Here is a 25,620-nt window from a genome sequence, read left to right as displayed (position 1 = left end):
TAAATGGCAACGAAACAATTACAGTCATACCATCCCATCATCTATGTCAGAGGTTTCGCCGCAACCCAGGATGAAATAGAGGAGACTGTTGCAGACCCTTATATGGGGTTTAACCTTGGTTCGACGAAATCGCGGATGGCCTGGACAGGTGACGTTAAACGCTTTTATTTTGAATCCCCTCTGGTGCGTCTGATGTCTGAGCACGGTTATTCCGACGTGTTCGAAGAAGGCGAGGATCTGGTTGCGTCCGATCGACCAGACAGCGTGATCCCCTACAAAAGTATTATTATCTACCGATATTATGACGAGGCGAGTCAGGATTTTGGCACCGGAAACACGCCACCTATTGAGCATTTCGCTACAGGATTAGGTGAGTTAATTTTGCGCCTGAGAGATAAGGTTTGCGCAAAAAATCAAGTTGATCCGGCTGATTTCAAAGTGTACTTAGTCGCCCATTCGATGGGGGGATTGGTGTGTCGGGCGTTTTTACAAAATACCCGGTTAAGTACGGCTGAGGCACGTGCATTAGTCGCTAAGCTGTTTACCTATGCAACGCCGCATAACGGTATTGATATGCGCATCGTGCGTAATGTACCTGGCTGGCTTTCCTTTGGTGATGCGAATAATTTTAACCGGGAACGCATGGCAGCATATCTTGACTTGCCACAAAGTGATGATGTGTCAGTCGTATCAAACTTTCCCCCCGATCGCATTTTCAATCTTATAGGTACGGATTCGCGAGATTATACGGTGTTTAAAGGGATCTCAGCCTGGGGGGCAGGGGAAGCGAGTGACGGGCTGGTGCGTATTGATAATGCCACGACGCATGGACCGGGCGTCGATGGCAAAGATGTGGGCTCGCCGCGTGCCTATGTACATCGTAGTCACTCTGGTTACTACGGCATTGTGAATTCGGAAGAGGGGTATCAGAATCTTGTTCGTTTTCTCTTCGGTTCATTAAGGGTGGACGGCAGGCTGGATATTGATGACATTACGTTACCGGCAGAGGTGATGACCGATCTCAAGGCAGGTAAGGAAGTAAAAGCTTCTTATCAATTTGAAGTTGCGGTCAGTGTACGCGGTTGTCAGTGGCAAATGACCCGCCGTGAAATCAGAGAACATTCAGCCATCTTTCGTACCTATGACCAACTGTTTCCGGGTAAACCCGGAGAGAACCGTCCGCCCGACCGCGAGCAAAGCCCGTACCTTTTCTCGATTTTCCTCGATCCGACTAAAAGCGTAAAAGCTTCTGGTTCTGTCAGTTTCGCACTCGATCTTAAAGTGCTTGTACCTGATTATGTGGTTGATGGCATGCTTTTTATGAAACGCCATTATGAAGGTGGGTACATCATGCGAGAACTGATCTTGATTGAGGCATTTCCCGACGAGGATGTGCTTGGAGGTTGGCGCATCAAATATGGCTATCAGGATGATAATCCAGGTAAACCGGGGGTTAATGCCACGACGACAAAATTAGAACATGGGGAGGGTATTTTCTTCACCATTCCCATCAATCAGAAAACGCGTCCGGGTTTGACTGGCCGTTTGTATATTGAAGCGCGGCCGACAGATTAACGTTATCAACGTTGCGGACTGTCCCAGCGATGTTATGTCCATAACGAACGAAGCCCGCTCAGGTTTCCCTGAGCGGGCTTCTTAAATATGGCTCCTCTGACTGGACTCGAACCAGTGACATACGGATTAACAGTCCGCCGTTCTACCGACTGAACTACAGAGGAATCGTTGGAACGAGGCGCATATTAGCGATGCCGATCCCCGTTGTCAAAGCCCTCCTGCACACTTTTGGTTTAAGTGCGCGGAAAAGCAGCGGATTGCCGTTTTTCTGCCTTGAATGACCACAATTCAAACTGCCAGCAAGATCTCACTTTAAACGCAATTCCTCGCAGATGTTAGAGGCGTGTCAAAGTTTTGTTATTTGCCGATTTTAAAACAAGCGTTTCAGTGCTTTTATGATGAAAATTTCAAATGGCGTCGAGATGGAATAAATGAACTGCTTATCATCACGGGCGGAACAACTTTTACAACCCGAAACGCTGTTTTGAAAATAACTTGTTGATAAGGAACAAGTTACAAAAAGGAGTTGTTAGCAACCGATAACGTTAAACCAGAAGCCTTACCTCTACAACCAGATAAAAAACGCCAGCGACGTTGAGTGAATGTAAAAGAATTTTTTCATTCGAGGTATCAGCCAACCTGCGCATGTTAACGATAAAGAAGGGTTACCTATGAACATTAAAAAAGCGTTAGTGACTTCCCTGTTAGCTTGCATGTTACCTGCCGCTGTAATGGCAAAAGATATCCAGGTTGGCGTCTCTATGGCGTTGTTTGATGACAACTTTCTGACCATCCTGCGTACCGCGATGCAGAAAGAGATGACCAAAGACAACGTCAAAGGGCAGGTTGAAGACGCGAAAGGCGACGTATCACAGCAGCTGCAACAGGTGCAAAACTTTATCGGACAGGGCGTGGACGCCATCATCGTGAACCCGGTCGATACCAATGCGGTGAAACCCGTGATGGATGCGGCCAGCAAAGCGGGTATCCCGCTGATCTTCGTTAACCGTAAACCAGCAGGCGAGCTGACCGACAAAATGGCTTATGTCGGCTCTGATTCCGAGCTGGCGGGTCGCCTGCAAATGGAAGCACTGGCGAAAGCCATGAACGGTAAAGGTAACGTCGCGATTCTGATGGGTGACCTGGCCAACGAATCGACCCGCGACCGCACCAAAGGTGTTGAAGCGGTAGTGGCGAAATATCCGGGCATCAAAGTGGTGCAGAAGCAGACCGCCAAATTTATGCGTAACGATGCTGTCGACGTGGTGAGTAACTGGTTGACGGCCGGTGATGATATCCAGGCCATTGCCTCCAACAACGATGAAATGGCGATCGGTGCTCTGCAGGCGCTGGGCAAAAACCCGAACCACATCCTGATTGCTGGCGTTGACGGCACCCCTGACGCGCTGCAAATGCTGAAGAACGGCAAAATGGTTGCCACCGTATTCCAGGATGCAAAAGGTCAGGGTGAAGGCGCAGTGCAGACGGCCATCAAACTGGTTAACGGCGAGAAAGTTGAGAAAGTCATCAACATCCCGTACCAGCTGATCACCAAAGACAACATGGCACAGTTCGAAAACCGTAATCAGAAATAAACCGATCCCGACAAAGCCGTACGGAGGTGATGTATGACCGCTTTTGCGCTTGAAGCCGAAGGCATCAGCAAGTTCTTCCCTGGAGTGAAGGCACTCGACAACGTCTCACTGCGAGTGAAACCGGGGTCGGTACATGCCCTGATGGGCGAAAATGGCGCGGGCAAATCCACTTTAATGAAATGCCTTATCGGGATGTATCGTCCCGATAAGGGCACCATCCGCATTAAAGGGGAGCCAGTGCAGTTTCAGGACACGATGGACGCGTTGCGCTCCGGGATTTCCATGATCCACCAGGAATTGAATCTGGTGCCTTACATGACCGTGGCCGAGAACATCTGGTTGGGTCGCGAACCGATGAAATACGGCTTTGTCGATCACGCCTTACTCAATAAGCAGACGCAACAGCTGCTGAACAAACTGAATATCCGCCTGAAAGCCGACCGGATGGTCGGTGAGCTGAGCATCGCGGCGCAGCAAATGGTGGAGATTGCTAAAGCGGTGTCGTGGAACTCGGACATCGTGATTATGGACGAACCAACTTCCGCACTGACGGAAACCGAAGTCTCGCATCTGTTTACCATCATTCGTGACCTGCGTGAACAGGGGAAAGCCATCATCTATATCAGTCACAAAATGGATGAGATTTTCTCTATTACTGACGAGATCAGCATCTTCCGTGATGGTGCCTGGGTGGGCAGCAACAGCACCACCCAATTTACCCGTCAGTCGCTGATTACCCAGATGGTGGGACGTGAACTGACCCAGTTGTTCCCGAAATTCAACAACGCGATTGGTGAAGAGGTGCTGACTGTCCGCAACCTCAACAGTAAAGGTCGCTTTCAGGATATCAATTTCACCCTGCGCAAAGGCGAAATCCTCGGCGTCGCCGGGTTGGTGGGTGCCGGACGCAGTGAGGTGATGGAAAGTCTGTTCGGTATGGAAAGTTTCGACAGCGGCGAAGTGCTGATCGACGGCGTACCGGTGAAGATTGATTCTCCCTCCACGGCGATTGAGAAGGGCATGGCGTTCCTGACCGAAGACCGCAAAAAGTCCGGGCTATTCCTGGTGCTGTCGGTGCTGGAGAACATGAGCATCGTCAACATGCCGGATTACATCGGCAAAAGCGGCTTCGTCAGCCATATGAAAATGGCGCAGGACTGCATGGAGCAGATCCGCAAGCTGAACATCAAAACGCCGACGATGGACCAAATCATCAACAACCTCAGCGGGGGGAACCAGCAGAAGGTGCTGATTGCCCGCTGGCTGTTGGCGCAGCCGAAGATCCTGATTCTCGACGAACCGACGCGCGGTATCGACGTCGGCGCGAAAGCAGAGATTTATCGTCTGATCAGTGAACTGGCTAACCGTGGCGTCGCCATCATTATGGTGTCGTCAGAATTGCCGGAAATCCTCGGCATGAGTGACCGCGTGATGGTGATGCACGCAGGACGTATAACCGGCATCCTCGATAAAGAAGAAGCCGACCAGGAAACCATTTTGTCGCTGGCATCCGAGTGAGGCGTGAGACGACCATGAGCAACATTAAAGTGACGGCCCCCCAGGCCACTGAGCAGACTTCGTTCTTCGGCAATTTGCGTCACAAATTGCCCAAAGACACCGGTATTTTTGTCGTGATGCTGGGCATTGCCCTGATTTTCGAAATTGCAGGTTGGTATGTGCGCGACCAGTCCTTCCTGATGAACACCAACCGTCTGGTGCTGATTGTGTTGCAGGTGGCGATTATCGGTATTATCGCGGTGGGGGTGACTCAGGTCATTATCACCACCGGCATCGACCTTTCCTCAGGGTCGGTGATTGCACTGACGGCGGTAGTGGCGGCCAGTCTGGCGCAAACCTCCGATAGCCTGACGCCGATGTATCCTTCACTGGTTAACCTGCCTGCCGCGATTCCGATTGTCGCAGGAATTGGGGTCGGGCTGCTGTGTGGCCTGGTCAACGGGGTGTTGATCACCCGCACCGGCATCCCGCCGTTTATTGCGACGCTCGGGATGATGGTATCCGCTCGTGGTCTGGCGCAGTACTACACCCAGGGTAACCCGATCAGCTTCCTGTCAGATGGATTCACCTCAATTGGTCAGGGTGCCATGCCGGTTATCATCTTCCTGGTGGTGGCGTTTCTGTTCCATATCGCGCTGAAACATACCCGCTACGGCAAATATGTTTACGCGATTGGCGGCAACATGACCTCTGCCAAAGTGTCAGGCATCAACGTGAATAAGTACCTGATCATCGTCTACACCATTGCCGGTGCGTTGTCTGGCCTGGCTGGAGTGGTACTGGCGGCGCGCGTTAGTAGCGGACAGTCCAGTATGGGTCTGGCCTACGAACTGGATGCCATCGCCGCAGCGGTTATCGGGGGTAGCAGCCTGATGGGGGGCGTAGGGCGTATTACCGGTACGTTGATCGGTGCAGTGATCCTCGGTCTGATTAAAAGTGGCTTTACCTTCGTCGGCGTGGATGCTTACGTGCAAGATATTATCAAAGGCATCATTATTGTAGCGGCGGTTTCAATCGATATGCATCGCAACCGCAAAAAACGCTGATACGCGTCGTCCTTCGTGCCGTAGCGGCGTTGGCGGCTCTCGCTTACCCTGGTCACATAGTGATCTATGCTCCCAGGGATAAGCGTGAGCCGCTGCCTTGCTACAGCGCGAATGCCTTAGCGTATCATCCGGCCAGTACCGATAAGTTTTACTGCTGGTGTTGTCATAATTCCTTCATTTAACTCCCTGATTCTGCCCGTCTTTGTGCATGCTGACGCCTTTCACTGCACTAAAAGGAGTCGTCGGGTCATCACTTTTTTGCACACCTGCCTCGCATTTTATGCACCATGCCAGTGCATTCCGCGCATTCTTTCAACAATCCGTGCCATGCTTTACGCTTATTAACTCTTATGGGGTAATCAGAAACGCTTATTTTCCGCGCCGTTAGGAAAAATCTGGTAAAGCTTTTTCGTGAACTGATAAAACCTGGCCTGCATATTGCAATCTTTATTACACAAGCCAGCAGGCTAAGAGCTCCAATCATAATTGGGCATTCGGGGATCCGTGACGGAGGCAAAATGAACTTAAGACGACTGAAATACTTTGTAAAAATCGTCGATATCGGCAGCCTGACTCAGGCAGCAGAAGTGTTGCATATTGCGCAGCCCGCGCTTAGCCAGCAGGTGGCAACGCTGGAGAACGAACTTGATCAGCAACTGCTGATCCGTACCAAGCGCGGCGTAACGCCGACTGAAGCCGGTAAAATTCTTTATGCCCACGCACGCACCATCCTGCGTCAGTGTGAACAGGCACAGACGGCAGTGATCAATGCCGGTCAGGCGCTGAATGGCCAGGTGTCGATTGGTCTGGCACCGGGTACCGCAGCCTCATCGCTGACCATGCCGCTGCTGCAAACCGTGCGCGAGCAGTACCCGGATGTGTTGGTCTATCTGCATGAAAATAGTGGCACCTCACTGAATGAAAAAGTGATGAACGGTCAGTTGGATATGGCGGTGCTGTATGACCGCGCCCCGACAGCAGGTATCAACAGCATTCCGCTGATGAAAGAAGAACTCTATCTGGTCGGTGCCACTGACTGCCCGGGCGCGACGGTAGATCTGGCCGAGGTAGCACAGATGAACCTGTTCCTGCCACGTGACTACAGCGCCGTGCGTAAACGTGTGGATGAAGCCTTCTCCCTGCGTCGCCTGAGTGCACGCATTATCGGTGAGATTGAATCGATTTCGACGCTGACGGCGGCGGTATCGAGCGGTATGGGTGTAACCGTACTGCCGGAATCGGCTGCGCGTGCGCTGGTGAGTTCCACCCATGCGTGGATGGCGCGTATCAATAGCCCGTCACTGAACCTGCCATTGTCGCTGAATGTTTCAGCACGCCTGCCGTTGTCTCCGTCGGCTCAGGCGGTGAAAAATATTCTGCTGTCGCTGCTCAATAAGCCGATGGTGGAAGATCGCGAATTGATGCTGGTGAGCTGATTGCGACCGGGGCGGTCGGTCAGGCTGCGCCCGACACGTGCTTGTGCGTACTTTTCTGATTGTTCGTTCGCCCTGAGGTGATTTCGTTCGCTCTGAGCGGGTTTCGTTCGCCTCAGGCTGATGCAGTTGCAGTTCGCCGGTGCGGCGACCGAGCAAAGGGTGCCTGGCCGCACCCTTTGCAATCCCGGGCCTCGCGCCAGCCTCCCGCGCCGCTTCGCGGTGCCTTCGCTCATTCACGCTGCCGACGGACCGGCGTCGATTCGCTCCTGCTCAACGCCGCCTTTCGCCGCATCCATGCGGCTCATCCTGGCAGCCTTCATTCGCTCAGCGAGTCCGGATGGCGCCCCACGCTTGCTGCACGCCTTTTACTTATCTGTTTTATTCTTTTCGCTTTTGATTTTTATTTTTAGCTTTTTGTTTATTCCTGCGGGATTGCGGGCGGTGGGGTGGGCGGCATCCGCAGCGCCGAGTGCAGAGGGAAGGCCAGGGCGAGCCGCATGGATGCGGCGAGAGAGCGGAATGAGCCATGGATGGCGAATCCGCGCGGTCCGTATGGCCTGAGTGATAAGCGAGGGGACAGCGCTATGCGCTGCGCGAGGACGCCGCAGGGCGCGGATTGTTAAGGCCCGCGCCTTCGGGCCTTAACCCGTCCGCCTGCACGTTGCAGCTGAAACTGCCTAATGCCTGGCGGGCGGAACCTTCTCAGAGCTAAACCGCTGCTGGCGGACGGGTCAGCCCGCTGCTGCCAGCAGGCGGGCACAACTCAATCCTTATTACCATTCCGCATAACAAACCGTTTTTTATTATTTGTTGTACTGCCAGCAACTTCATAACATGGATGAAACAGGGGCAGGAATAAGGAGAAAAGGGTGTGAATTTCCAGCAACTTAAAATTATACGTGAAGCAGCCCGTTGCGAGTTCAACCTGACCGAAGTGGCGAATACGCTCTTTACCTCGCAATCCGGGGTGAGCCGTCATATACGCGATCTGGAAGATGAACTGGGCGTTGAAATTTTCATCCGCCGCGGCAAACGTCTGCTGGGAATGACCGAACCCGGTAAAGCGCTGCTAACCATTGCTGAACGTATCCTTGATGAAGCGGGCAAAGTGCGTCGCCTCGCGGATGTGTTTACCAATGAAACCAGCGGGGTGCTGACCATCGCCACCACCCACACGCAGGCGCGTTACAGCCTGCCACGGGTGATTAAAGCCTTCCGCCAGCTCTATCCCAATGTGCGACTGGAGCTGAACCAGGGATCGCCGCAGGAAATTGTTGCCATGCTGCTGGCGGGTGAAGCGGATATCGGTATCGCCAGTGAGCAATTGGTGAACAACGCCAGTCTGGCGGCCTTCCCGTGGTTCAGTTGGCATCACTCACTGCTGGTGCCGCACGATCATGAACTGTTGCAGAGTGAACCGGTTTCCCTCGGTCAGCTGGGGCGTTACCCACTGATCACCTATCGGCAGGGCATCACCGGACGTTCGCGTGTCGATCGTGCTTTCCAGGCTGCCGGATTAAAGCCGGATATCGTGCTCAGCGCCCAGGATTCTGATGTGGTAAAAACCTATGTCGAACTGGGACTGGGTGTCGGTATCCTCGCTGACCAGGCTTGCGACATCTACGATGGCGAGGATCTGGTAAAAATCGATGCAGGTCATCTGTTCGATGCCAATACGGTATGGCTTGGTTTGAAGCGCGGTCAGCTGCAACGCAATTATGTCTGGCAGTTCCTCGAATTGTGTAACGCGAACCTGTCGCTGGAAGAGATCAAACGCCAGGCACTCTCCTACGAAACCGGCGACGAACCGGCGATCGATTTCCAGATCTAATCTTCCTGCTGCGGCTCATCCGGGCCGCACAGCATAAAATTTCTTTTCCCGTCGCAAAACGCGTACCTCGGTTTTTTCCCCGTCGTAGAAAAACATCCTGCGCTGTGTCGCCGCGTTACAGTGAAATGACACAGACACAGGGGAAAAGCATGTCGCGTATTCAACTGAAAGATGCAGATTTACTGCGCCAGCAGGCGTTGTTTGGCGGTCGCTGGCAGGATGCGCTGGCCGGGGCAACGCTGCCGGTGATTGATCCTTCGACCCAGACAACGCTGGCCACCATCCCGGCATTGGGTGCTGCTGAAACGGAGCAGGCGATAGATTATGCCGAGTCAGTGCGTATCAGCTGGGGCAAGACCCCAAACGCGACCCGTGCGGCGCTGCTGGAAAAATGGCATCAGCTGATTCTGGACCACGCCGATGATCTGGCGATCATCATGACTGCCGAGCAGGGCAAACCGCTGGCCGAAGCCAAAGGCGAAGTACTGTACGGTGCCAGCTTTGTGAAATGGTTTGCCGAAGAAGCCCGTCGTATCTATGGCGATACCATTCCGGCCCCGAGTGAAGATCGTCGCATTCTGGTGCTGAAGCAGCCAGTCGGAGTGGCGGCGGCGATTACGCCGTGGAACTTCCCGATTGCGATGATCACCCGCAAAGTGGCCCCGGCGCTGGCAGCAGGTTGTCCGATCATTGTTAAACCTTCGGAACTGACACCGCTCTCGGCGCTGGCACTGGCGGTACTGGCGGAACGCGCTGGCTTCCCGAGTGGGGTGCTACAGGTGCTGACGGGACTGCCGACTGAGATTGGCAGCACGCTGACCGCCAGCCGCACGGTGCGCAAAATCTCCTTTACCGGTTCAACCCGTGTCGGACAGCTGTTAATGCAGCAAAGTGCCGACAGCATCAAACGTCTGAGTCTTGAACTGGGCGGTAACGCGCCGCTGATCATCTTTGATGATGCCGATTTGGACATTGCGGTGGCGGGGGTGATGGCGAGTAAGTTCCGCAACGCCGGTCAGACCTGCGTCTGCGCCAACCGCATTCTGGTGCAACGTGGTATCTATGAACGTTTTAGCCTCCGTCTGCTGGAGGCCGTAGCCACCCTGAAAGTGGGTGATGGCTTTGATGCACAAAGCACCATCGGCCCGTTGATCAACGATTGTGCCGTCGAGAAGGTGAACAGCCATATTGATGATGCCCTCAGTCAGGGCGCAACCTTGCTGAGTGGTGGTATCAGCCAGCCTAATGGCACCTTTGTGCAGCCAACGGTGTTAGGCAATGTCACTAGCAAGATGCGCATTGCCCATGAAGAAACCTTTGGTCCGGTCGCACCGTTGTTTATTTTTGACGAAGAAGACGAAGCGATCGCCATGGCGAATGATACGCCCTATGGGCTTGGCGCTTATTTCTTCACCGAAAATATTCGCCGGGCCTGGCGCGTTGCCGAGTCGCTGGAATTTGGGATGGTCGGATTTAATACCGGTGCAATTTCTTTAGACGCCGCACCATTCGGCGGAATTAAATTATCCGGATTAGGACGCGAAGGTTCGCGCTACGGAATTGAAGAGTATCTGGAGCAGAAAACTTTCCATATTGGCAGTCTCTGATTAAAAATTAACAAATGGTCAGCGCAACGCCTGTTACCTTTGGTAACAGGCGTTTTTTTATTTTGTGCGTAATGTCATGTTTTTGCGGCCATTCGCCGTTTTAGTGCAAGTTTCATGCGCAGTGCACCAAAGAGATGCGCATAATTTGTGAGCTAAATCATCTGTTTAATGCTTCGGCAATTCCGCAAAATTTCCCTCATCAATACGGCAGAAAATTTTTTTGGGCTGTTTTTTACGCATTATTATTTTTTGCCGGGCTGGCATACTTTCTGCATTAGCTTATTAACAGCACACATAAGTGTGGCAAGAAAGTTTAATTAGCACGCTAATGACGGGTGTAACAAATAAGGATTTTTCCATGTTAAGTTTCGACCCTGAAAAAGTTTCATTGCCCGCCGGACATTATATTGATGGCCAGCATCAACACACCCAGGGCGCGCCTTTTGCCGTTAAGCGCCCATCGGATGGCAAAGTCTACGCCACGCTGAGCGAGGCCACGGCAGAGGACGTGGATCGGGCGGTGACGGTTGCCCATCGCGCACTGACCGCCAGTGGCTGGCGTAGCTGCCCACCGCGTGAACGCGGCAAGGTATTGCGCCGCTGGGCCGACCTGATCGAAGGCGACCTGCTGCTGGCGCAACTGGAAGCACTGGGTTCCACCCGTCCGATCAGCGACGTGGTGCAGCACGAAATTCCGTTCACCGCTGAAGCTATTCGTTTCTATGCCGAGTGCGCCGACAAATACAGCGGTGACCTGTTCCCGACCAAAGAGAGCAGCCTCGGCATGCTGATCTCTGAACCCTATGGCGTGATCGGTGCGATCACGCCGTGGAATTTCCCACTGTCGATGGCGTCATGGAAATGCGGACCGGCGCTGGCGGCAGGTAATGCCGTGGTGCTGAAACCTTCTGAACTGACGCCATTTTCCACCGTGCGTATGGCTGAACTGGCCGTGCAGGCAGGGTTACCGGCCGGCATCCTCAATATTGTGCAGGGCAGCGGGGCGGTAACCGGCAGTGCGCTGGTCACGCATCCGCTGGTACGCAAAGTCTCCTTTACCGGTTCCACCGTCACTGGCGCACGCATCATGAGCGACGCGGCGCAGCATGGCATGAAGCCTGTCACCCTCGAATTAGGTGGTAAAAGCCCGCAACTGGTGTTCGACGATGCGGGCGATATCGAGGTACTGGCGCAACGTATTTTGCGTGGCTTCACCGCCAACGGCGGCCAGGCCTGTGTGGCCGGTACGCGCCTGATTGTGCAACGCGCTATTGCCCAGCCGCTGCTGGAGCGCCTGGTGGCGCTGTGCCAGCAACCACGTCCGGGCGTGACCTGGCAGGATGACAGTCGCTATGCGCCACTGATTGACGATCGTCAGGGGAAAAAAGTGGCCTCAGTGATTGCCGCAGCCAAAGCCGAAGGGGCTGAAGTGCTGGTGGGCGGTGAACGTTTTGCTGACACCGATGAAGGCTGGTTCTGGCAGCCCACCTTGTTATGCGGCGTGGCAGCGGACAACCCGGCAGTACAGCAGGAAATTTTTGGCCCGGTTCTGACCGTGCAGGAATTCGATGACGAAGAGGAAGGGCTACAGCTGGCGGCGCATGAAACCTACGGCCTGTGCGCCGGGGTGCATACCCTGAGCCTGCCACGCGCCATGCGGGCGATGCGGGCGATTGAATCCGGCACCGTGTGGATCAACCGCTATGGCCGTTCCGGCGATTTTATTATCCCAACCGGTGGCTTCCTTGGCTCCGGCATTGGCAAAGATCTGGGGCGTCAGGCATTTCAGGCCTGCCAGCGTCAGAAAAGCGTATTAATCGATTTTTAATTTCCGTATCAGACAACGACGAGGTCGCGTCATGGCACTGTTTAAACCGAAATACATCACCTTTGATTGCTACGGCACCCTGATCAACTTCGATATGGCCGGTGCGGCTGAGCGTTGCTTCAGTGCGCGTGTTGCGCCGGAAGCGATGTTGGCTTTTACCACCGATTTCGCCCGTTACCGCATGGATGAAGTGCTGGGCGCGTGGCAGCCGTATTACGACGTGGTGAGCAACGCCCTGCAACGTACCTGCAAAAAATGGGGCGTGCAGTGGGACAAGGCCGACAGTGACTTTATCTATACCGACTGCGCCACCTGGGGGCCGCATCCTGATGTCCCGGCCGGTCTGGCAAAAGTGGCACAAGAGTTCCCGCTGGTGCTGCTCTCTAACTCAATGAAAGACCTGCTGCCACACCATATTCCGCGTCTTGGTGCGCCGATTCATATGGCGATCACCGCAGAAGAGGTCGGTGCCTACAAGCCGCAGATGAAGGGCTTCGAATACATGCTGGAGAAACTCGATTGCCGTCCGGACGAGATCCTGCACGTCTCCTCCAGCCTGCGTTATGACCTGATGACCTGCTACGACATGGGCATCACCAACAAAGTATGGGTCAACCGTGGACACGATTTTGGCAACCCGGCTTACGGCTACACCGAGATCAAAGATATCGGCGGACTGCCCGCTGTGGTTGGACTCTAAGCCCGGAGGGCAGCGCAATGAAACTCGAATCTTTCTGGCAGGCGACCGCACCGCAATTCCGTGGCGCAGCAACGGGTGCGCTGCCCACGACTGCCTCGGTGGTGGTGATTGGTGGCGGTTTTACCGGCGTTTCGGCGGCGCTCAACCTGGCACGCAGCGGCATTGATGTCGTGCTGCTGGAGAGCGGCGACATCATGAGCCAGGCCTCGGCGCGTAACGGTGGTCACTGTAATACCGGCGTATCACAAAACTTTGCCTCGCTGGTCGCCAGTCAGGGACTGGAGCAGGCCAGCCGCTTCTACCGAGCCTTTGACGGGGCGGTGAGTTACGTCGAACAGCTGGTGCGGGAAGAACAGATCGATTGCGATTTCCGTCTGTGCGGCAAGCTGAAACTTGCCAGCAAAGCCACGCATTTTCCGGGCTTACGCAGTGCCTGGCAGCTGATGCGCGATACCGTGGACCCGGAAATCGAGCTAATCAGCAAAGATGAGATTCGCCGTGAAGTCGGCAGCGATGCCTTTCACGGTGGCCTGCTGCAAAAACGCGGCGGCCAGATGCATATGGGTAAATTCGGGGTCGGTCTGGCGGAAGCGGCAGCGCGCAGTGGGGCGAAGATTTTCCCACACCATGCAGTGACCGGATTGACCCGGCTTGATGGCTATCGCCATCGCGTCACCACCGCCAAAGGCGAGATCGTCGCCGACAAAGTGCTGATGGCGACCGGCGTCTCCAATGAGGGGCCGTTCCCCTGGTTCCAGCGCCGTATCGTGCCGGTGGGCAGTTTTATCGTGGTGACGGAACCGCTGGGCGACGAGCTGCTCAGTCAGGTGCTGCCCAAAGATCGTACTTATGTGACGTCGCTGAATATCGGCAACTACTTCCGCACCACGGCGGATCGTCGCCTGGTGTTTGGTGGCCGTGCCCGCTTTGCCGTCAGCAATCCGACGTCGGATTCGCGCAGCGGTGAAGTGTTACGCGCCGCGATGACCGCGCTGTTCCCGCAACTGGGTCGCGCGCGCATTGATTACTGCTGGGGCGGCATGGTCGATATGACCGCCGACCGGTTGCCGCGTGCCGGTGAGCACGACGGCGTGTTCTATTCCCTCGGCTACAGCGGGCATGGCACACAGATGTCAACCTGGATGGGGCGGGTGATGGCCGATGTATTGGCGGAAAAAAGCGATGAAAACCCCTGGCAGCGTGAGGCCTGGCCTGCGCTACCCGGTTACCACGGGAAACCCTGGTTTTTGCCTCTCGCGGGCTTGTATTACAAAGCTAAGGATCGGCTCTCCTGATCGTCTGGCGCGATAAATCGCGCAGCTACAAAGCATGGCACCAACCGTAGCGGCGCAATTTATTGCGCAATGCCAGGAGGTGCGGGGTGTCAGTGACGATGATCGAATTAAACAACATTTCATATTGAGGGTGTGCAGATGAGTAAATTTAAGAAAGAATCTGACGCTGTAAATCCGGCCCTGACGCGCGCGCTGACCGAAGGGTCGCTGTCCCGTCGTAGCCTGATGAAGTTGTTGTCCGCCGGTGCGGTGATGAGCACCGGTCTGATCGGTTTTCCTCAGATCGGTCTGGCGGCGGAAACGCCGGTTAAAGGAGGGAAACTGCGCGCGGCGATGTCCAACGCCTCGGCGACCGATACCCTCGACCCCGCTAAAGGCAACAACAGCGGCGACTACACCCGTCAGTTTATGTTCTACAGTGGCCTGACCGAGCTGGATAAAAACCTGCTGGTACAACCGGCGCTGGCCGAATCGGTGGAATCAGGCGATGGCGTCATCTGGCAGATCAAACTGCGCAAAGGCGTCACCTTCCACGACGGCAAACCGCTGACGGCGCAAGACGTGATCTACTCCCTGAGCCGCCACAAAGATCCGGCCGTGGCCTCCAACGCCTTCAAGCTGGCGGATCAATTTAAAACCTTCACCGCCGTCAATGATAATGAAGTCCAGCTGGTACTGAGCCAGGCCAACTTTGACGTACCTTATATGCTGGCGGCGGCCCCGTTCCTGATCGTGCAGGATGGCACCAAAGACTTCAGCAAAGGTATCGGCACCGGCCCGTTCAAACTGAAAGAGTTCACCCCCGGCGTGCGTTCCGTCGGGGTGAAGAACCCCAATTACTTCAAGCCAGGCCTGCCGCATCTCGACGAAGTGGAACTGCTGGGTGTCACCGACCAGGCCGCACGCGTCAATGCCCTGATGTCAGGCGACCTGCACATCATCTCCACCCTGAGCGCCGCTGACTGTAAACGTATCAAAGCCACCTCAGATTTCGCGGTGCTGGAGAGCAAATCCGGCATGTACACCAACCTCATTGTACGCACCGACGTGAAGCCGGGCAGTAGCGAAGATTTCGTGCTGGGCATGAAGTACCTGCAACCGCGTGAGATGGTGGTGAAAACCGTATTGCAGGGCTACGGCGATGTGGCAAACGATACCCCGGTGCCGCCGTGGCATCCGTTCTACAACGCGGATCTCAAGCCGCGTCCGCTGGATGTGGAAAAAGCCAAATTCCACTTCAAAAAAGCCGGCATGGCGGGAGCCAATGTCGAGATCATCACCACGCCAAACATTGAAGGGGCGGTGGAAGGTGGTCAGTTGATTCAGCAGGTGGCGCGTAACACTGGCGTGAACTTCAAAGTGCGTCGCGTACCCTACGACGGTTACTGGTCTACCCACTGGACCAAAGACCCAGTCGGTTATGGCTCGATCAACCCGCGTCCGACGCTGGATATGCTGTTCTCGCAGTTCTATCTCTCCAGCGCCTCCAACAACGAATCCGGCTGGAAGAACGATCAGTTTGACCAACTGGTGGTAGCCGCCCGTGGCGAACGTGATCAGGCGAAGCGTAAGCAGATGTATGGCGATATGCAGACGCTGATCTACGACCACTGCGGCACCATCATCCCGACCTTTATCAGCTCAACCGATGGTTACAGCAAGAAGGTGAAAGGGGTGGAAGCCTGGCCGTCAGGCATGATGATGGGCTACCGCTTCCATGAGTTCGCCTGGCTGTCTGCCTGATCCCTAAACCGTAAGAGGAGCACGCCGATGAACCGATACATGATGTTCCTGATTGCCCGCCGCGCAGGCGCGGGCATCCTGACCTTGCTTATCGTCTCGGCGGTGGTGTTTTTTATCACCAGCCTGCTGCCCGGTGACGCGGCGCAGATGATTCTGGGGCAAAACGCCACACCGGAAACGGTGGCGGCGTTACGCCAGCAGTTGGGGCTGGATCAGCCGCTGCTGGTGCGTTATTTCAGCTGGCTGGGTGGGATGCTGCATGGCGACTTTGGCATCTCTTTTGCCAGCCATTTACCGGTGGCACAGCTGGTGGCGCAACGCATTCCAGCCACCTTTGAACTGGCGGCGATTACCACATTGATCTGTGTTCCGCTGGCGCTGGTGATTGGTATCGCCGCGGCGATGAACCGGGGTTCGCTGATCGATCGATTCCTGGTGGTCAGCACCATGGCTACTGTGGCGGTGCCGGAGTTTCTCGTCGCCACCGTGGCGGTACTGATTTTTGCCGTCAAGTTGCATTGGGTGTCGGCGATGTCATTCGGCAGCCCGAACATGGATCTGCTCAGCTACCTGAAATCCTATGCCTTGCCAGTGCTGACGCTGTGCTGCGTGCTGGTGGCGCAAATGGCGCGTATGACCCGCGCCGCCATCATCAACCAGCTCGACAGTCCGTATCTGGAAATGGCGCGCCTGAAAGGGGTGTCGCCGTTGCGGGCGGTACTGCGCCACGCGCTGCCTAATGCCGTCGGACCGATTGCTAACTCTATCTCGCTCAGCCTGTCGTATCTGTTTGGCGGCGTGATCATTATCGAAACCATTTTCAGCTATCCCGGCCTTGCCAGTGCCCTGGTGGATGCAGTGAGCAACCGTGATCTGCCGGTGGTGCAGTTCTGCGTCATGTTGTTTGCCGCCTGTTACCTGCTGTTGCTGCTGGCGGCTGACATCCTGACCATCGCCTTTAACCCGAAATGGAGAAGCTGATGAATAGCTTGCTACTTCCCTGGCGCTTTTTTCAGTCGCTAACGATCTCTGGTCGCTTCGGCCTGCTGATCTCGCTGTTCTGGGTGTTGATGGCGATCTTCGGTACCCAGCTGGCACCGCACAGTGTCGACGATATTGGTGGCGGCCCGATGCTCGGCGGTATGACGGCAGATAACTGGCTCGGTACCGACTATCTCGGACGCGACATTCTGAGCCGTATTTTATATGGCGCGAAGTTCTCCATCGGCCTGGCGCTGACCGCTGCACTCGGAGCCAGTCTGATTGGTACGCTGCTGGCGCTGTTGGCGGCGGTCACCGGGCGTTGGCTGGAAGAGGTGCTGGGGCGGGTTAACGATGCGCTGCTGGTGCTGCCGGGTAAAGTGCTGTCGCTGATGATCGTCGCGGTGTTCGGTTCCTCGCTGCCGATGCTGATCCTCACCGCCATCTTCACTTACTGGCCGGGTGCCTTCCGTATTGCCTTCGCGATGGCCAGCAGCCTGCGCAATATGGATTACGTCCGCGCCTCAAAATTACGTGGAGAAAGTCGCTGGTATGTGGCGATCCACGACATCCTGCCGAATATGGTGCACCCGATGCTGACCGACTTCGGTCTGCGCTTCGTCTATATCGTGTTGTTGTTGAGCGGCCTGAGCTTCCTCGGTCTCGGCGTGCAACCCCCCTATGCCGACTGGGGCACGCTGGTACGCGAAAACATTCAGGGCTTGTTTGATGGATCTCCGGCGGTGCTGATGCCCGCAGTTGCCATCGCCAGCCTGACCATCGGTGCCAACTTGTTTATCGACAGCCTGCAAGCGATGCGGCCACTGACCCTTGCGAAGGAGGGAGCATGAACGTGACACCCCATACCGCCATGCCCGTGATTGCCGTTGAGAACCTGCGCGTCACCGCGCAGACCGACAAAGGCGAAGAGATCGATCTGGTTTCTGATATTCGTTTTACCGTGCAGAAAGGGGAAGTACTGGCGCTGATTGGTGAATCCGGCTCGGGTAAAACCACCATCGCCATGGCGCTGATGGGCTATGCCCGCCACGGCTGCCGCATTGCCGACGGCATGATCCATGTCGCTGGCACTGATGTGCGTGGCCTGTCGCCAGGGCAATTGCGTGAGTTTCGCGGTAACAAAGTGGCCTATATCGCCCAGAGTGCGGCGGCGTCGTTTAACCCCGGCATGCGCATTCTTGACCAGGTGATTGAACCGGTGGTGATCCACGGCACCATGAAACGTAAAGCGGCAAAAGAGAAGGCGATTGCGCTGTTTCGCGAGCTGGCGTTGCCGAACCCGGAAACCATTGGTGACCGCTTCCCGCATCAGGTCTCTGGCGGCCAGCTGCAACGCCTGATGACGGCGATGGCGTTGATTGGCGACCCTGACGTGGTGATCCTCGACGAACCGACCACGGCGCTGGATGTGACCACCCAGGTCGAAGTGCTGAAGGCATTTCGTCGCGTAGTGGCCCAGCGTGGCGTGACCGCCATCTACGTCAGTCACGATCTGGCCGTGGTGGCGCAAATGGCCGACCGTATCCTGGTGCTGTTGCAGGGCAAAATGGCCGAGTATGGCAGCACTGAACGCTTGATTGGTGCGCCCCAGGCGGAATACACCCAGTTGTTGATGGCTGCCGCGCGCCAGACCGAACGTCCCAGTAGTTGGAGCTGCGCCACGGCGGAGATGCAACCACTGCTGGAAGTGCGTGATCTCTGCGCCGGTTATGGTCCACGCGACAAAGAGGGGCAGCCGAAAATCCGCATCCTTGAAGACATCAACCTGAAGCTGTGGAAAGGGCAGGCGATCGGCATCATTGGTGAATCCGGTTCCGGCAAAACCACGCTGGCGCATGCCATTGCCGGGCTGAATGCCCCGAGCCAGGGGCATATCCTGTTTAACGGCCATTACATCAACGGCGATATGCACCAACGGCCTGATAACGAGTTGCGCCGGATTCAATACGTCTTCCAGATGGCCGACACGGCGCTCAATCCGGCACACAGCGTCGAACGCATCCTGTCACGACCGCTGGCGCTGTTTCACGGCCTGAGCGGTGCGGCGCGCGAACAGCGGCTGCACCAACTGCTCGACCTGGTCAAGCTGCCGCGCAGTGTGTTGTGGCGACGCCCGTGGGCGTTATCGGGTGGGCAGAAGCAACGCGTTAACCTGGCGCGTGCGCTGGCTGCCGAGCCGGATCTGATTCTGTGCGATGAAGTGACGTCCGCGCTCGATACCGTGGTGGCGGCGGCGGTACTGGATCTGATCAGTGAGCTGCGGCGCGAACTCGGGCTGTCAGTGCTGTTTATCAGCCATGACATGCACGCGGTACGCGCGGTTTGCGACGATATCGTGGTGATGAAAAGCGGCCGCATCGTCACTCAGATCGCCCGGGCCGATTATGACAAACCGACCAGCGAGTTGTATTTCGAGCGCCTGAAACGTGCCGTTCCCGAGTTACGTCAGGGGTGGCTGGATGAGCACGAAGAGGTATTGAAGGCGGAGTAGGTGCGGGCTGTAACCCTCACCCCGGCCCTCTCCCATAAGGGAGAGGGAGATGTGCCATATGCTCGATCTGTTCCCTCTCCCATAAGGGAGATGTGCCATATGCTCGATCTGTTCCCTCTCCCGCTTGCGGGAGAGGGTTAGGGTGAGGGAAAACGCTCACCAACCCAAACCAAAAGAGGTCGTTAAGTTATGCCTGCGCCGATTCGTTATGTCCAGGACAGTGCAAATTTCCCTGAGTCCGCCGATGTGGTGGTGATCGGTGCCGGTATCGCCGGTTCAGCCGCCACCTGGGAGCTGGCAAAACAGGGGTTAAAAGTGGTGTTGGTGGAAAAAGGGCTGGTCGGTGCTGAACAGTCCAGCCGTAACTGGGGCTGGTGCCGTCAGCAGAATCGCGACGAGCGCGAACTACCGCTGATCATTTATGCCCTGCAACGCTGGGGTGAACTCAATGCTGAGACCGGTGAAGAACTCGGTTTCCGCCGCAGCGGCCTGGTGTATGCCACCCGCAATGAAGACGATATCGCTGCCTGGGAGAAATGGGGCCAGATGGCGAAGCAGTATGGTGTCCGCAGCGATATGCTCAGCGCCGAACAGGCCAAAGCGATGACGCCGGGCAGCACCACGCAATGGCTGGGAGGTGTTTCATCGCCGACCGATGGTCACGCCGAACCACGTCTGGCTTCTGCCGGTCTGGTGATCGGTGCCCAGCGCCTCGGCGCGCAGGTGTTTCAGCAATGTGCGGTGCGTGGGCTGGATATTGCCGGTGGTGTGGTGAGCGGTGTCTGGACCGAACGTGGTTTGATCAAAACCAGCCGGGTGATTTGTGCCGCAGGTGCCTGGACGTCGATGTTCTGCCGCCGCCATGGTATCGATCTGCCGCTGGGCAATGTGATTGGCACCGCTTTCCGTACCCAACCCATTGAGCAGGCGATTGCCATGCCGTTGTATACCCCTGGCTTTGCCTGTCGTCCGCAAATCGATGGCAGCTACACGGTCTCGGTCTCGGGGCGTGGTCGTCTGGAACCTGGCGCGCAGGGCATCCGTTACGCACGTCAGTTCTATCCGACCTTCAAAAGTCGCCGCAAAAACCTTAAATTCAATTTAGGTATCAAGCCGTTCCTGACAGGTCCGGAAGCCTTGGGTGGCTGGGAATTCGATCGCCAGTCACCGTTTGAGCGGGTGCGCATTCTCGACCCGGCAGCGGATGCCAGCCTGGTGCAGGAAGGGTTGGCGGCGATGCGGAAAGAGTACCCGGCACTTGCCAACCTGAAGCTGGCACAGGCCTGGGGCGGCATGATCGACAGCACACCGGATGCTATTCCGGTGATCTCTACCGTGGCGAAATTGCCCGGGTTGGTGCTGTCGGCGGGCTACAGCGCACACGGTTTTGGTATCGGTCCGGGGGCCGGTCGGCTGGCAGCCGATCTTGCCACTGACACGACGCCAGTGGTGGATCCGACCCCTTATCGCTATTCCCGTCTGGTTGATGGCAGCGGCCTTGACGCGCCAGGCATGATGTAAGGAGCACAGCATGAGTATCACATTACGCGCGATGACGGCAGACGACATCGAACAAGGTTTTGCCATGACGCAACACCTGAAGTGGCCGCACCGTCGTGAGGATTGGTTGCAGGCGGTGACATTGGGTGACGGCGTGGTTGCCGAAGAGAACGGCGCTTATCTGGGCAGCGCCATTGGCTGGCGCTGGGGCGAGCAGGCCGCGACGATCGGGTTGGTCATTGTTAATGACCAGTTCCAGGGGCGTGGCGTCGGCAAGCAGCTGATGCTGGCGTTGTTGGAAAAATTCCCGGGTTACAACGTGCGGCTGCATGCGACCGAAATGGGTAAAGGTCTGTACGCCAAACTGGGTTTCAACGTGACCGGTCATATCCAGCAACACCAGACGCGCGCGCTGGCAGCTGTGCCAACGGTCAACATCCCAACCGGGTTGACGCTGCGGAATGCCGTTCCTGCGGATGCCAGCGTGCTGACCGAGCTGGATCAGCAGGCACATGGCATGTGGCGTCCTCGGGTGATCGACACCCTGCTTGCCGACCATCAGACGGTGATCCTGGAGGATGCGCAGCAGGCTATTCATGGTTTTGCCAGCCTGCGCCGCTTTGGTCATGGCTGGGCGATTGGCCCGGTGATTGCGCTGAACCTGCCGGTGGCACAGGCACTGGTATCCGCGCTGATGCAGGGGTTAAGCGGGGAGTTTGTGCGTATCGATACCGATGGTGCACAGCCGCTGGCCGCCTGGCTGGAGACGCTGGGGCTGGCGCAGGTCGATGCCCCGACCACCATGGTACGGGGAACGCCGTGGTCACCGCAGGTCGGTGGCATGCAGGCGTTTGGGTTAATGACCCAGGCGATGGCCTGATGCATATCGTCTACAAATCTGATCCGGTGCGCGGTGCGCACTGGCAACGCTGGCTGGCGCAACATGCGCCAGATATTCAGCTGCATATCTGGCCGGACATCGGCGAAGCGGAACAGGTGGAAGTGCTGGTGGCCTGGCAGCCGCCAGAGGATGTGATGGCGACCTTTCCCAACCTGCAAGCGTTGATGTCGGTCGGTGCCGGGGCGGACCAGTTTGACCTCAGTAAGCTACCGCCAGATCTGCCGGTGGTGAGGATGATCGAACCCGGTTTGACTCAGGGCATGGTCGAGTACGTCACTTTTGCTGTGCTGGGCCTGCATCGCGACATGCCACGTTATTTTCAGCAGCAGCGTGATCAGTTATGGCAAACCCACCGCATCTATACCGCAGGCGAACGCCGTGTCGGGGTGATGGGGCTGGGAGAGCTGGGCCAGGCCTCGCTGAAACAGCTGGTTTCACTTGGCTTTAATTGCGCGGGCTGGAGCCGCACGCCACGTGACATCGACGGCGTGCGCTGCTGGCACGGCAGTGAACAACTGGCGGAGTTCCTCGCCTGGAGCGACATTCTGGTGTGCTTGCTGCCGCTCACCGACAACACACGCGGGCTGTTGAACGCCGAACTTTTCGCGCAACTGCCGCCGGGAGCGGGGCTGGTGCAGGTCGGGCGTGGGCCACAACTTAACGACGACCATTTACTGGCGGCACTGGCGAGTGGTCAGCTCAGCGCGGCGGTGATTGATGTTACCGATCCTGAGCCGCTGCCTGCCGGGCATCCGTTCTGGCATCATCCGGCCATCTGGCTGACACCGCACATCGCCAGTCAGACGCAAACTGACAGCGCCGTCACGGCACTGCTGGAGAATCTGCGCCGCTATCAGCGCGGTGAACCGATGGTCGGCGTGATCGATCGCAACCGGGGATACTGAAATGCAACTGGAACAATTAGTCGCACTGCGACGGGATCTGCACGCCCATCCGGAGCTGGGATACCAGGAAACCCGCACCAGTGACATCGTGGCGCGGGTCCTCGCAGAGCAGGGTATTGAGGTGCATCGTGGCCTCGGCGGCACCGGCGTGGTTGGGGTGTTGCAACGTGGATCGGGATCACGGGTGATTGGCTTGCGGGCCGATATGGATGCGCTACCGATGCAGGATAACGGCAGCCAGCCGTGGAAAAGTACCCACGATGGCATCTGCCATGCCTGTGGCCATGATGGACACACGGTGATGCTATTGGGGGCGGCCATCCAACTGGCGCAACAGCCGGATTTCGCCGGCACGCTGGTGTTTATCTTCCAGCCTGCGGAAGAGGGACTGGCCGGGGCCAAAGCGATGATTGATGACGGCCTGTTCAGCCGCTTTCCTTGTGATGCGGTGTATGCGCTGCACAATTGGCCAGAACTGCCGCTGGGTGAGGTGCAGACCCGTCCGGGGCCGATTATGGCAGCGGCAGATCGTTTTGATATCACCGTGCAAGGTGGCGGCGGCCATGCTGCCCAGCCGCATCTGACACGTGACACGTTGCTGGCGACCAGTGAACTGGTGGTGGCGCTTAACACCCTGGTGGCGCGCGCCCTGGACCCCTGTGAACCGGCGCTGCTGAGCGTAACGCGGATGCAGGGCGGTTTCTCGCACAACATGATCCCGGCGGAAGCCAGCATTACCGGCACCGTCCGTACCTTCAGCCCGACAGCGCAGGACATTATCGAAACACGGCTGCGCGCAATGGCGCAGCACGTCACCGCCGCGCACGGTTTGCATGCTGAGGTCAACTATCTGCGTTATTACCCGGCGACGGTGAACAGCGCGCCCGAAGCGCAGCTCGCACTGGCGGCGGTGCAACAGGCGGGGATGACGGCACAGCAAGCCAGACAACCGGCACTCACCTCGGAAGATTTCGCCTTTATGTTGCAGGCGAAACCGGGGGCTTATCTGTGGATTGGTTCCGCGCCGAGTCAGCCGCTGCACCATTCCGCCTACGACTTTAATGATGGACTGATCCCGCATGGCATTCAGGCGTTAACCGCCATTGCCCGCCATGCGCTGAGTACAGAATTTCCCTGCTGAATGGCAGACGATTTTGACAGGAAATGCCGCTGCCCCGGCAATTACGGCAGCGTGAGAAACCAACGGGTTGCGATACTTGAGCCAACAGAACGTTACGTGGATGAGGGTTAAAAATGCAGAATGTCATGGCGGAACAGCAAACATATTCCGATAACAGCCTGTTACTGGATGCACGTGAGCAGCATGTGCCGCGTGGCGTGGTCACCGCACATCCGCTGGTGATCGAACGGGCGAAAGGTAGCGAGGTATGGGATGTTGAGGGGAACCGTTACCTCGATTTCGTTGGTGGTATCGGCGTGTTGAACGTCGGCCATAACCATCCGGCCGTGGTGAATGCGGTCACCAAACAGCTCGGTCTGGTTTCGCATGCCTGTTTCCAGGTGGTGGCGTATCCGGGGTATATCGAACTGGCGCAGCGCCTGAACCAACTGGTCGGCAATGGTCAGCCATTTAAGAGCGTGTTTTTCACCAGCGGTGCGGAAGCGGTAGAAAATGCGGTGAAAATCGCCCGCGCACATACGCAGCGCTCTGGCATCATCGCCTTTGATGGCGCATTTCATGGCCGCACCTTGCTGGGTTGTACCCTGACCGGTATGAGTCAGCCATATAAACAGAATTTCGGCCCCTTCCCGGGCGAAGTGTATCGCCTGCCGTTCCCCAACGCATTTTACGGCGTGAGCGATGACGACTGTCTGCAAGCGCTGGACCAGTTGTTCGCGGTGCAGATTGCACCGGAACGTGTAGCGGCGATTATCATTGAACCGGTGCAGGGCGATGGCGGTTTCCTGCCAGCAGGGGCTAATTTTATGCAGGCGCTGCGCCGGGTCACGGAAAAACACGGCATTCTGTTGATCTGTGATGAAGTGCAGACCGGTTTTGGTCGCACCGGTAAAATGTTCGCTTTCCAGCATTCGGAGATTACCCCGGACCTGATCACCGTGGCAAAAAGCCTCGGCGGCGGCTTGCCGATTTCTGGTGTGGTGGGGAAAGCGGCGATCATGGACGCGCCATTACCTGGCGGGCTGGGCGGCACTTACGGTGGCAATGCGCTGGGCTGTGCGGCAGCGCTGGCGGTGCTCGACCTGATGGAACACGACAACCTGCTGGCGCGCAGCAATCAGCTGGGCGAGAAACTCAATGCGCACCTGCATCAACTGGCGGAAAAATACGCCTGCATCGGTGATGTGCGTGGCGTGGGCTTTATGCAGGCGGTAGAAATCATCGATTTTGAGACCAAACGTCCTGATGCGGCGATGACGCAAAAGATCCTCGATTGCGCCTGTCAGGAAGGCCTGCTGTTGATCAAATGTGGTCTGCACCGCAGTACCATCCGCTTCCTGGCACCGCTGGTTACCACCGATTCACAGCTGGAAGAAGCGCTGCATATCTTTGATATCGCGCTGGCACGCGCCAGTGGCCGACTCGGATAAATCCGGCTTCCTCATTGATATTGCTGGAATTATTTACAGGTTTCCCGAAAAACGTGGCATGCGTCAGTGCTGGCGC

Annotated in this window: 19 protein-coding genes and 1 tRNA gene; 19 read left to right on the top strand and 1 reads right to left on the bottom strand. The window is 56.6% G+C overall.

From position 1 onward, the window contains the following. Positions 1-3 precede the first annotated feature (3 nt). Positions 4-1,575 (top strand): hypothetical protein, encoded by a 1,572-nt coding sequence (locus tag PAT9B_RS12585; RefSeq protein ID WP_013509650.1) that lies wholly within the window; start codon positions 4-6, stop codon positions 1,573-1,575. 88 nt (positions 1,576-1,663) lie between these two features. On the opposite strand, the gene PAT9B_RS12580 is transcribed toward PAT9B_RS12585, so the two are convergent. Then, a tRNA-Asn gene (locus tag PAT9B_RS12580) sits at positions 1,664-1,739 on the bottom strand. A 507-nt stretch (positions 1,740-2,246) separates the two neighbouring features. On the opposite strand from PAT9B_RS12580, the gene PAT9B_RS12575 reads away from it, so the two are divergent. From PAT9B_RS12575 to gabT, 18 genes are all read left to right on the top strand, one after another. Next, entirely contained in the window at positions 2,247-3,170 is a 924-nt protein-coding gene (locus tag PAT9B_RS12575) for a sugar ABC transporter substrate-binding protein (protein ID WP_013509649.1), read from the top strand. A gap of 33 nt (positions 3,171-3,203) precedes the next feature. Next, on the top strand, positions 3,204-4,688 hold the full coding sequence (locus PAT9B_RS12570; RefSeq protein WP_013509648.1) for a sugar ABC transporter ATP-binding protein: 1,485 nt from the start codon (positions 3,204-3,206) through the stop codon (positions 4,686-4,688). A gap of 23 nt (positions 4,689-4,711) precedes the next feature. After that, the gene (locus PAT9B_RS12565; RefSeq protein ID WP_190274663.1) at positions 4,712-5,734 is read left to right on the top strand and encodes an ABC transporter permease; all 1,023 of its coding nucleotides are present in this window, start codon (positions 4,712-4,714) and stop codon (positions 5,732-5,734) included. 518 nt (positions 5,735-6,252) lie between these two features. After that, positions 6,253-7,170 (top strand): nitrogen assimilation transcriptional regulator NAC, encoded by a 918-nt coding sequence (gene nac, locus PAT9B_RS12560; protein ID WP_013509646.1) that lies wholly within the window; start codon positions 6,253-6,255, stop codon positions 7,168-7,170. An 871-nt stretch (positions 7,171-8,041) separates the two neighbouring features. Beyond that, complete coding sequence (gene cbl, locus PAT9B_RS12555; protein WP_013509645.1) at positions 8,042-9,001, top strand: HTH-type transcriptional regulator Cbl; 960 nt, start codon at positions 8,042-8,044, stop codon at positions 8,999-9,001. A gap of 149 nt (positions 9,002-9,150) precedes the next feature. Next, complete coding sequence (locus PAT9B_RS12550) at positions 9,151-10,608, top strand: NAD-dependent succinate-semialdehyde dehydrogenase (RefSeq protein WP_013509644.1); 1,458 nt, start codon at positions 9,151-9,153, stop codon at positions 10,606-10,608. 358 nt (positions 10,609-10,966) lie between these two features. Continuing rightward, the gene (locus PAT9B_RS12545) at positions 10,967-12,436 is read left to right on the top strand and encodes an aldehyde dehydrogenase (RefSeq protein ID WP_013509643.1); all 1,470 of its coding nucleotides are present in this window, start codon (positions 10,967-10,969) and stop codon (positions 12,434-12,436) included. A gap of 31 nt (positions 12,437-12,467) precedes the next feature. Next, on the top strand, positions 12,468-13,136 hold the full coding sequence (locus tag PAT9B_RS12540; RefSeq protein ID WP_013509642.1) for a haloacid dehalogenase type II: 669 nt from the start codon (positions 12,468-12,470) through the stop codon (positions 13,134-13,136). A 17-nt stretch (positions 13,137-13,153) separates the two neighbouring features. Continuing rightward, positions 13,154-14,431, top strand: a complete 1,278-nt coding sequence (locus tag PAT9B_RS12535; protein WP_013509641.1) for an FAD-binding oxidoreductase — start codon at positions 13,154-13,156, stop codon at positions 14,429-14,431. Positions 14,432-14,569: 138 nt separating this feature from the next. Beyond that, complete coding sequence (locus tag PAT9B_RS12530) at positions 14,570-16,174, top strand: ABC transporter substrate-binding protein (protein WP_013509640.1); 1,605 nt, start codon at positions 14,570-14,572, stop codon at positions 16,172-16,174. 27 nt (positions 16,175-16,201) lie between these two features. Beyond that, the gene (locus tag PAT9B_RS12525; protein ID WP_013509639.1) at positions 16,202-17,155 is read left to right on the top strand and encodes an ABC transporter permease; all 954 of its coding nucleotides are present in this window, start codon (positions 16,202-16,204) and stop codon (positions 17,153-17,155) included. Beyond that, positions 17,155-18,006, top strand: a complete 852-nt coding sequence (locus PAT9B_RS12520) for an ABC transporter permease (RefSeq protein ID WP_013509638.1) — start codon at positions 17,155-17,157, stop codon at positions 18,004-18,006. Before PAT9B_RS12525 ends, PAT9B_RS12520 begins: the two co-directional genes overlap by 1 nt. After that, on the top strand, positions 18,003-19,667 hold the full coding sequence (locus PAT9B_RS12515; protein WP_013509637.1) for an ABC transporter ATP-binding protein: 1,665 nt from the start codon (positions 18,003-18,005) through the stop codon (positions 19,665-19,667). Before PAT9B_RS12520 ends, PAT9B_RS12515 begins: the two co-directional genes overlap by 4 nt. 189 nt (positions 19,668-19,856) lie before the next feature. Next, positions 19,857-21,188 (top strand): FAD-binding oxidoreductase, encoded by a 1,332-nt coding sequence (locus tag PAT9B_RS12510; protein ID WP_013509636.1) that lies wholly within the window; start codon positions 19,857-19,859, stop codon positions 21,186-21,188. A 10-nt stretch (positions 21,189-21,198) separates the two neighbouring features. Beyond that, complete coding sequence (locus tag PAT9B_RS12505; protein ID WP_013509635.1) at positions 21,199-22,047, top strand: GNAT family N-acetyltransferase; 849 nt, start codon at positions 21,199-21,201, stop codon at positions 22,045-22,047. Next, a complete protein-coding gene (locus tag PAT9B_RS12500) occupies positions 22,047-22,973 on the top strand; it encodes a glyoxylate/hydroxypyruvate reductase A (RefSeq protein ID WP_013509634.1) in 927 nt (308 codons plus the stop codon). Before PAT9B_RS12505 ends, PAT9B_RS12500 begins: the two co-directional genes overlap by 1 nt. A 7-nt stretch (positions 22,974-22,980) precedes the next feature. Next, on the top strand, positions 22,981-24,114 hold the full coding sequence (locus PAT9B_RS12495) for a M20 aminoacylase family protein (protein ID WP_223300483.1): 1,134 nt from the start codon (positions 22,981-22,983) through the stop codon (positions 24,112-24,114). Positions 24,115-24,227: 113 nt separating this feature from the next. Then, complete coding sequence (gene gabT, locus PAT9B_RS12490; RefSeq protein WP_013509632.1) at positions 24,228-25,544, top strand: 4-aminobutyrate--2-oxoglutarate transaminase; 1,317 nt, start codon at positions 24,228-24,230, stop codon at positions 25,542-25,544. Positions 25,545-25,620: the final 76 nt, after the last annotated feature.

The sequence above is a fragment of the Pantoea sp. At-9b genome (assembly GCF_000175935.2).
Taxonomy (GTDB): domain Bacteria; phylum Pseudomonadota; class Gammaproteobacteria; order Enterobacterales; family Enterobacteriaceae; genus Pantoea.
The sequence above is the reverse complement of the archived record's forward strand: the minus strand, read 5'-3'. Positions and strand labels throughout refer to the sequence as shown.

Coding starts and splice junctions, on each gene's coding strand:
- PAT9B_RS12585 (WP_013509650.1), top strand. CDS start 4: ATGGCAACGAAACAATTACAGTCATACCATCCCATCATCTATGTCAGA.
- PAT9B_RS12575 (WP_013509649.1), top strand. CDS start 2,247: ATGAACATTAAAAAAGCGTTAGTGACTTCCCTGTTAGCTTGCATGTTA.
- PAT9B_RS12570 (WP_013509648.1), top strand. CDS start 3,204: ATGACCGCTTTTGCGCTTGAAGCCGAAGGCATCAGCAAGTTCTTCCCT.
- nac (WP_013509646.1), top strand. CDS start 6,253: ATGAACTTAAGACGACTGAAATACTTTGTAAAAATCGTCGATATCGGC.
- PAT9B_RS12550 (WP_013509644.1), top strand. CDS start 9,151: ATGTCGCGTATTCAACTGAAAGATGCAGATTTACTGCGCCAGCAGGCG.
- PAT9B_RS12545 (WP_013509643.1), top strand. CDS start 10,967: ATGTTAAGTTTCGACCCTGAAAAAGTTTCATTGCCCGCCGGACATTAT.
- PAT9B_RS12540 (WP_013509642.1), top strand. CDS start 12,468: ATGGCACTGTTTAAACCGAAATACATCACCTTTGATTGCTACGGCACC.
- PAT9B_RS12535 (WP_013509641.1), top strand. CDS start 13,154: ATGAAACTCGAATCTTTCTGGCAGGCGACCGCACCGCAATTCCGTGGC.
- PAT9B_RS12530 (WP_013509640.1), top strand. CDS start 14,570: ATGAGTAAATTTAAGAAAGAATCTGACGCTGTAAATCCGGCCCTGACG.
- PAT9B_RS12525 (WP_013509639.1), top strand. CDS start 16,202: ATGAACCGATACATGATGTTCCTGATTGCCCGCCGCGCAGGCGCGGGC.
- PAT9B_RS12520 (WP_013509638.1), top strand. CDS start 17,155: ATGAATAGCTTGCTACTTCCCTGGCGCTTTTTTCAGTCGCTAACGATC.
- PAT9B_RS12515 (WP_013509637.1), top strand. CDS start 18,003: ATGAACGTGACACCCCATACCGCCATGCCCGTGATTGCCGTTGAGAAC.
- PAT9B_RS12510 (WP_013509636.1), top strand. CDS start 19,857: ATGCCTGCGCCGATTCGTTATGTCCAGGACAGTGCAAATTTCCCTGAG.
- PAT9B_RS12505 (WP_013509635.1), top strand. CDS start 21,199: ATGAGTATCACATTACGCGCGATGACGGCAGACGACATCGAACAAGGT.
- PAT9B_RS12500 (WP_013509634.1), top strand. CDS start 22,047: ATGCATATCGTCTACAAATCTGATCCGGTGCGCGGTGCGCACTGGCAA.
- gabT (WP_013509632.1), top strand. CDS start 24,228: ATGCAGAATGTCATGGCGGAACAGCAAACATATTCCGATAACAGCCTG.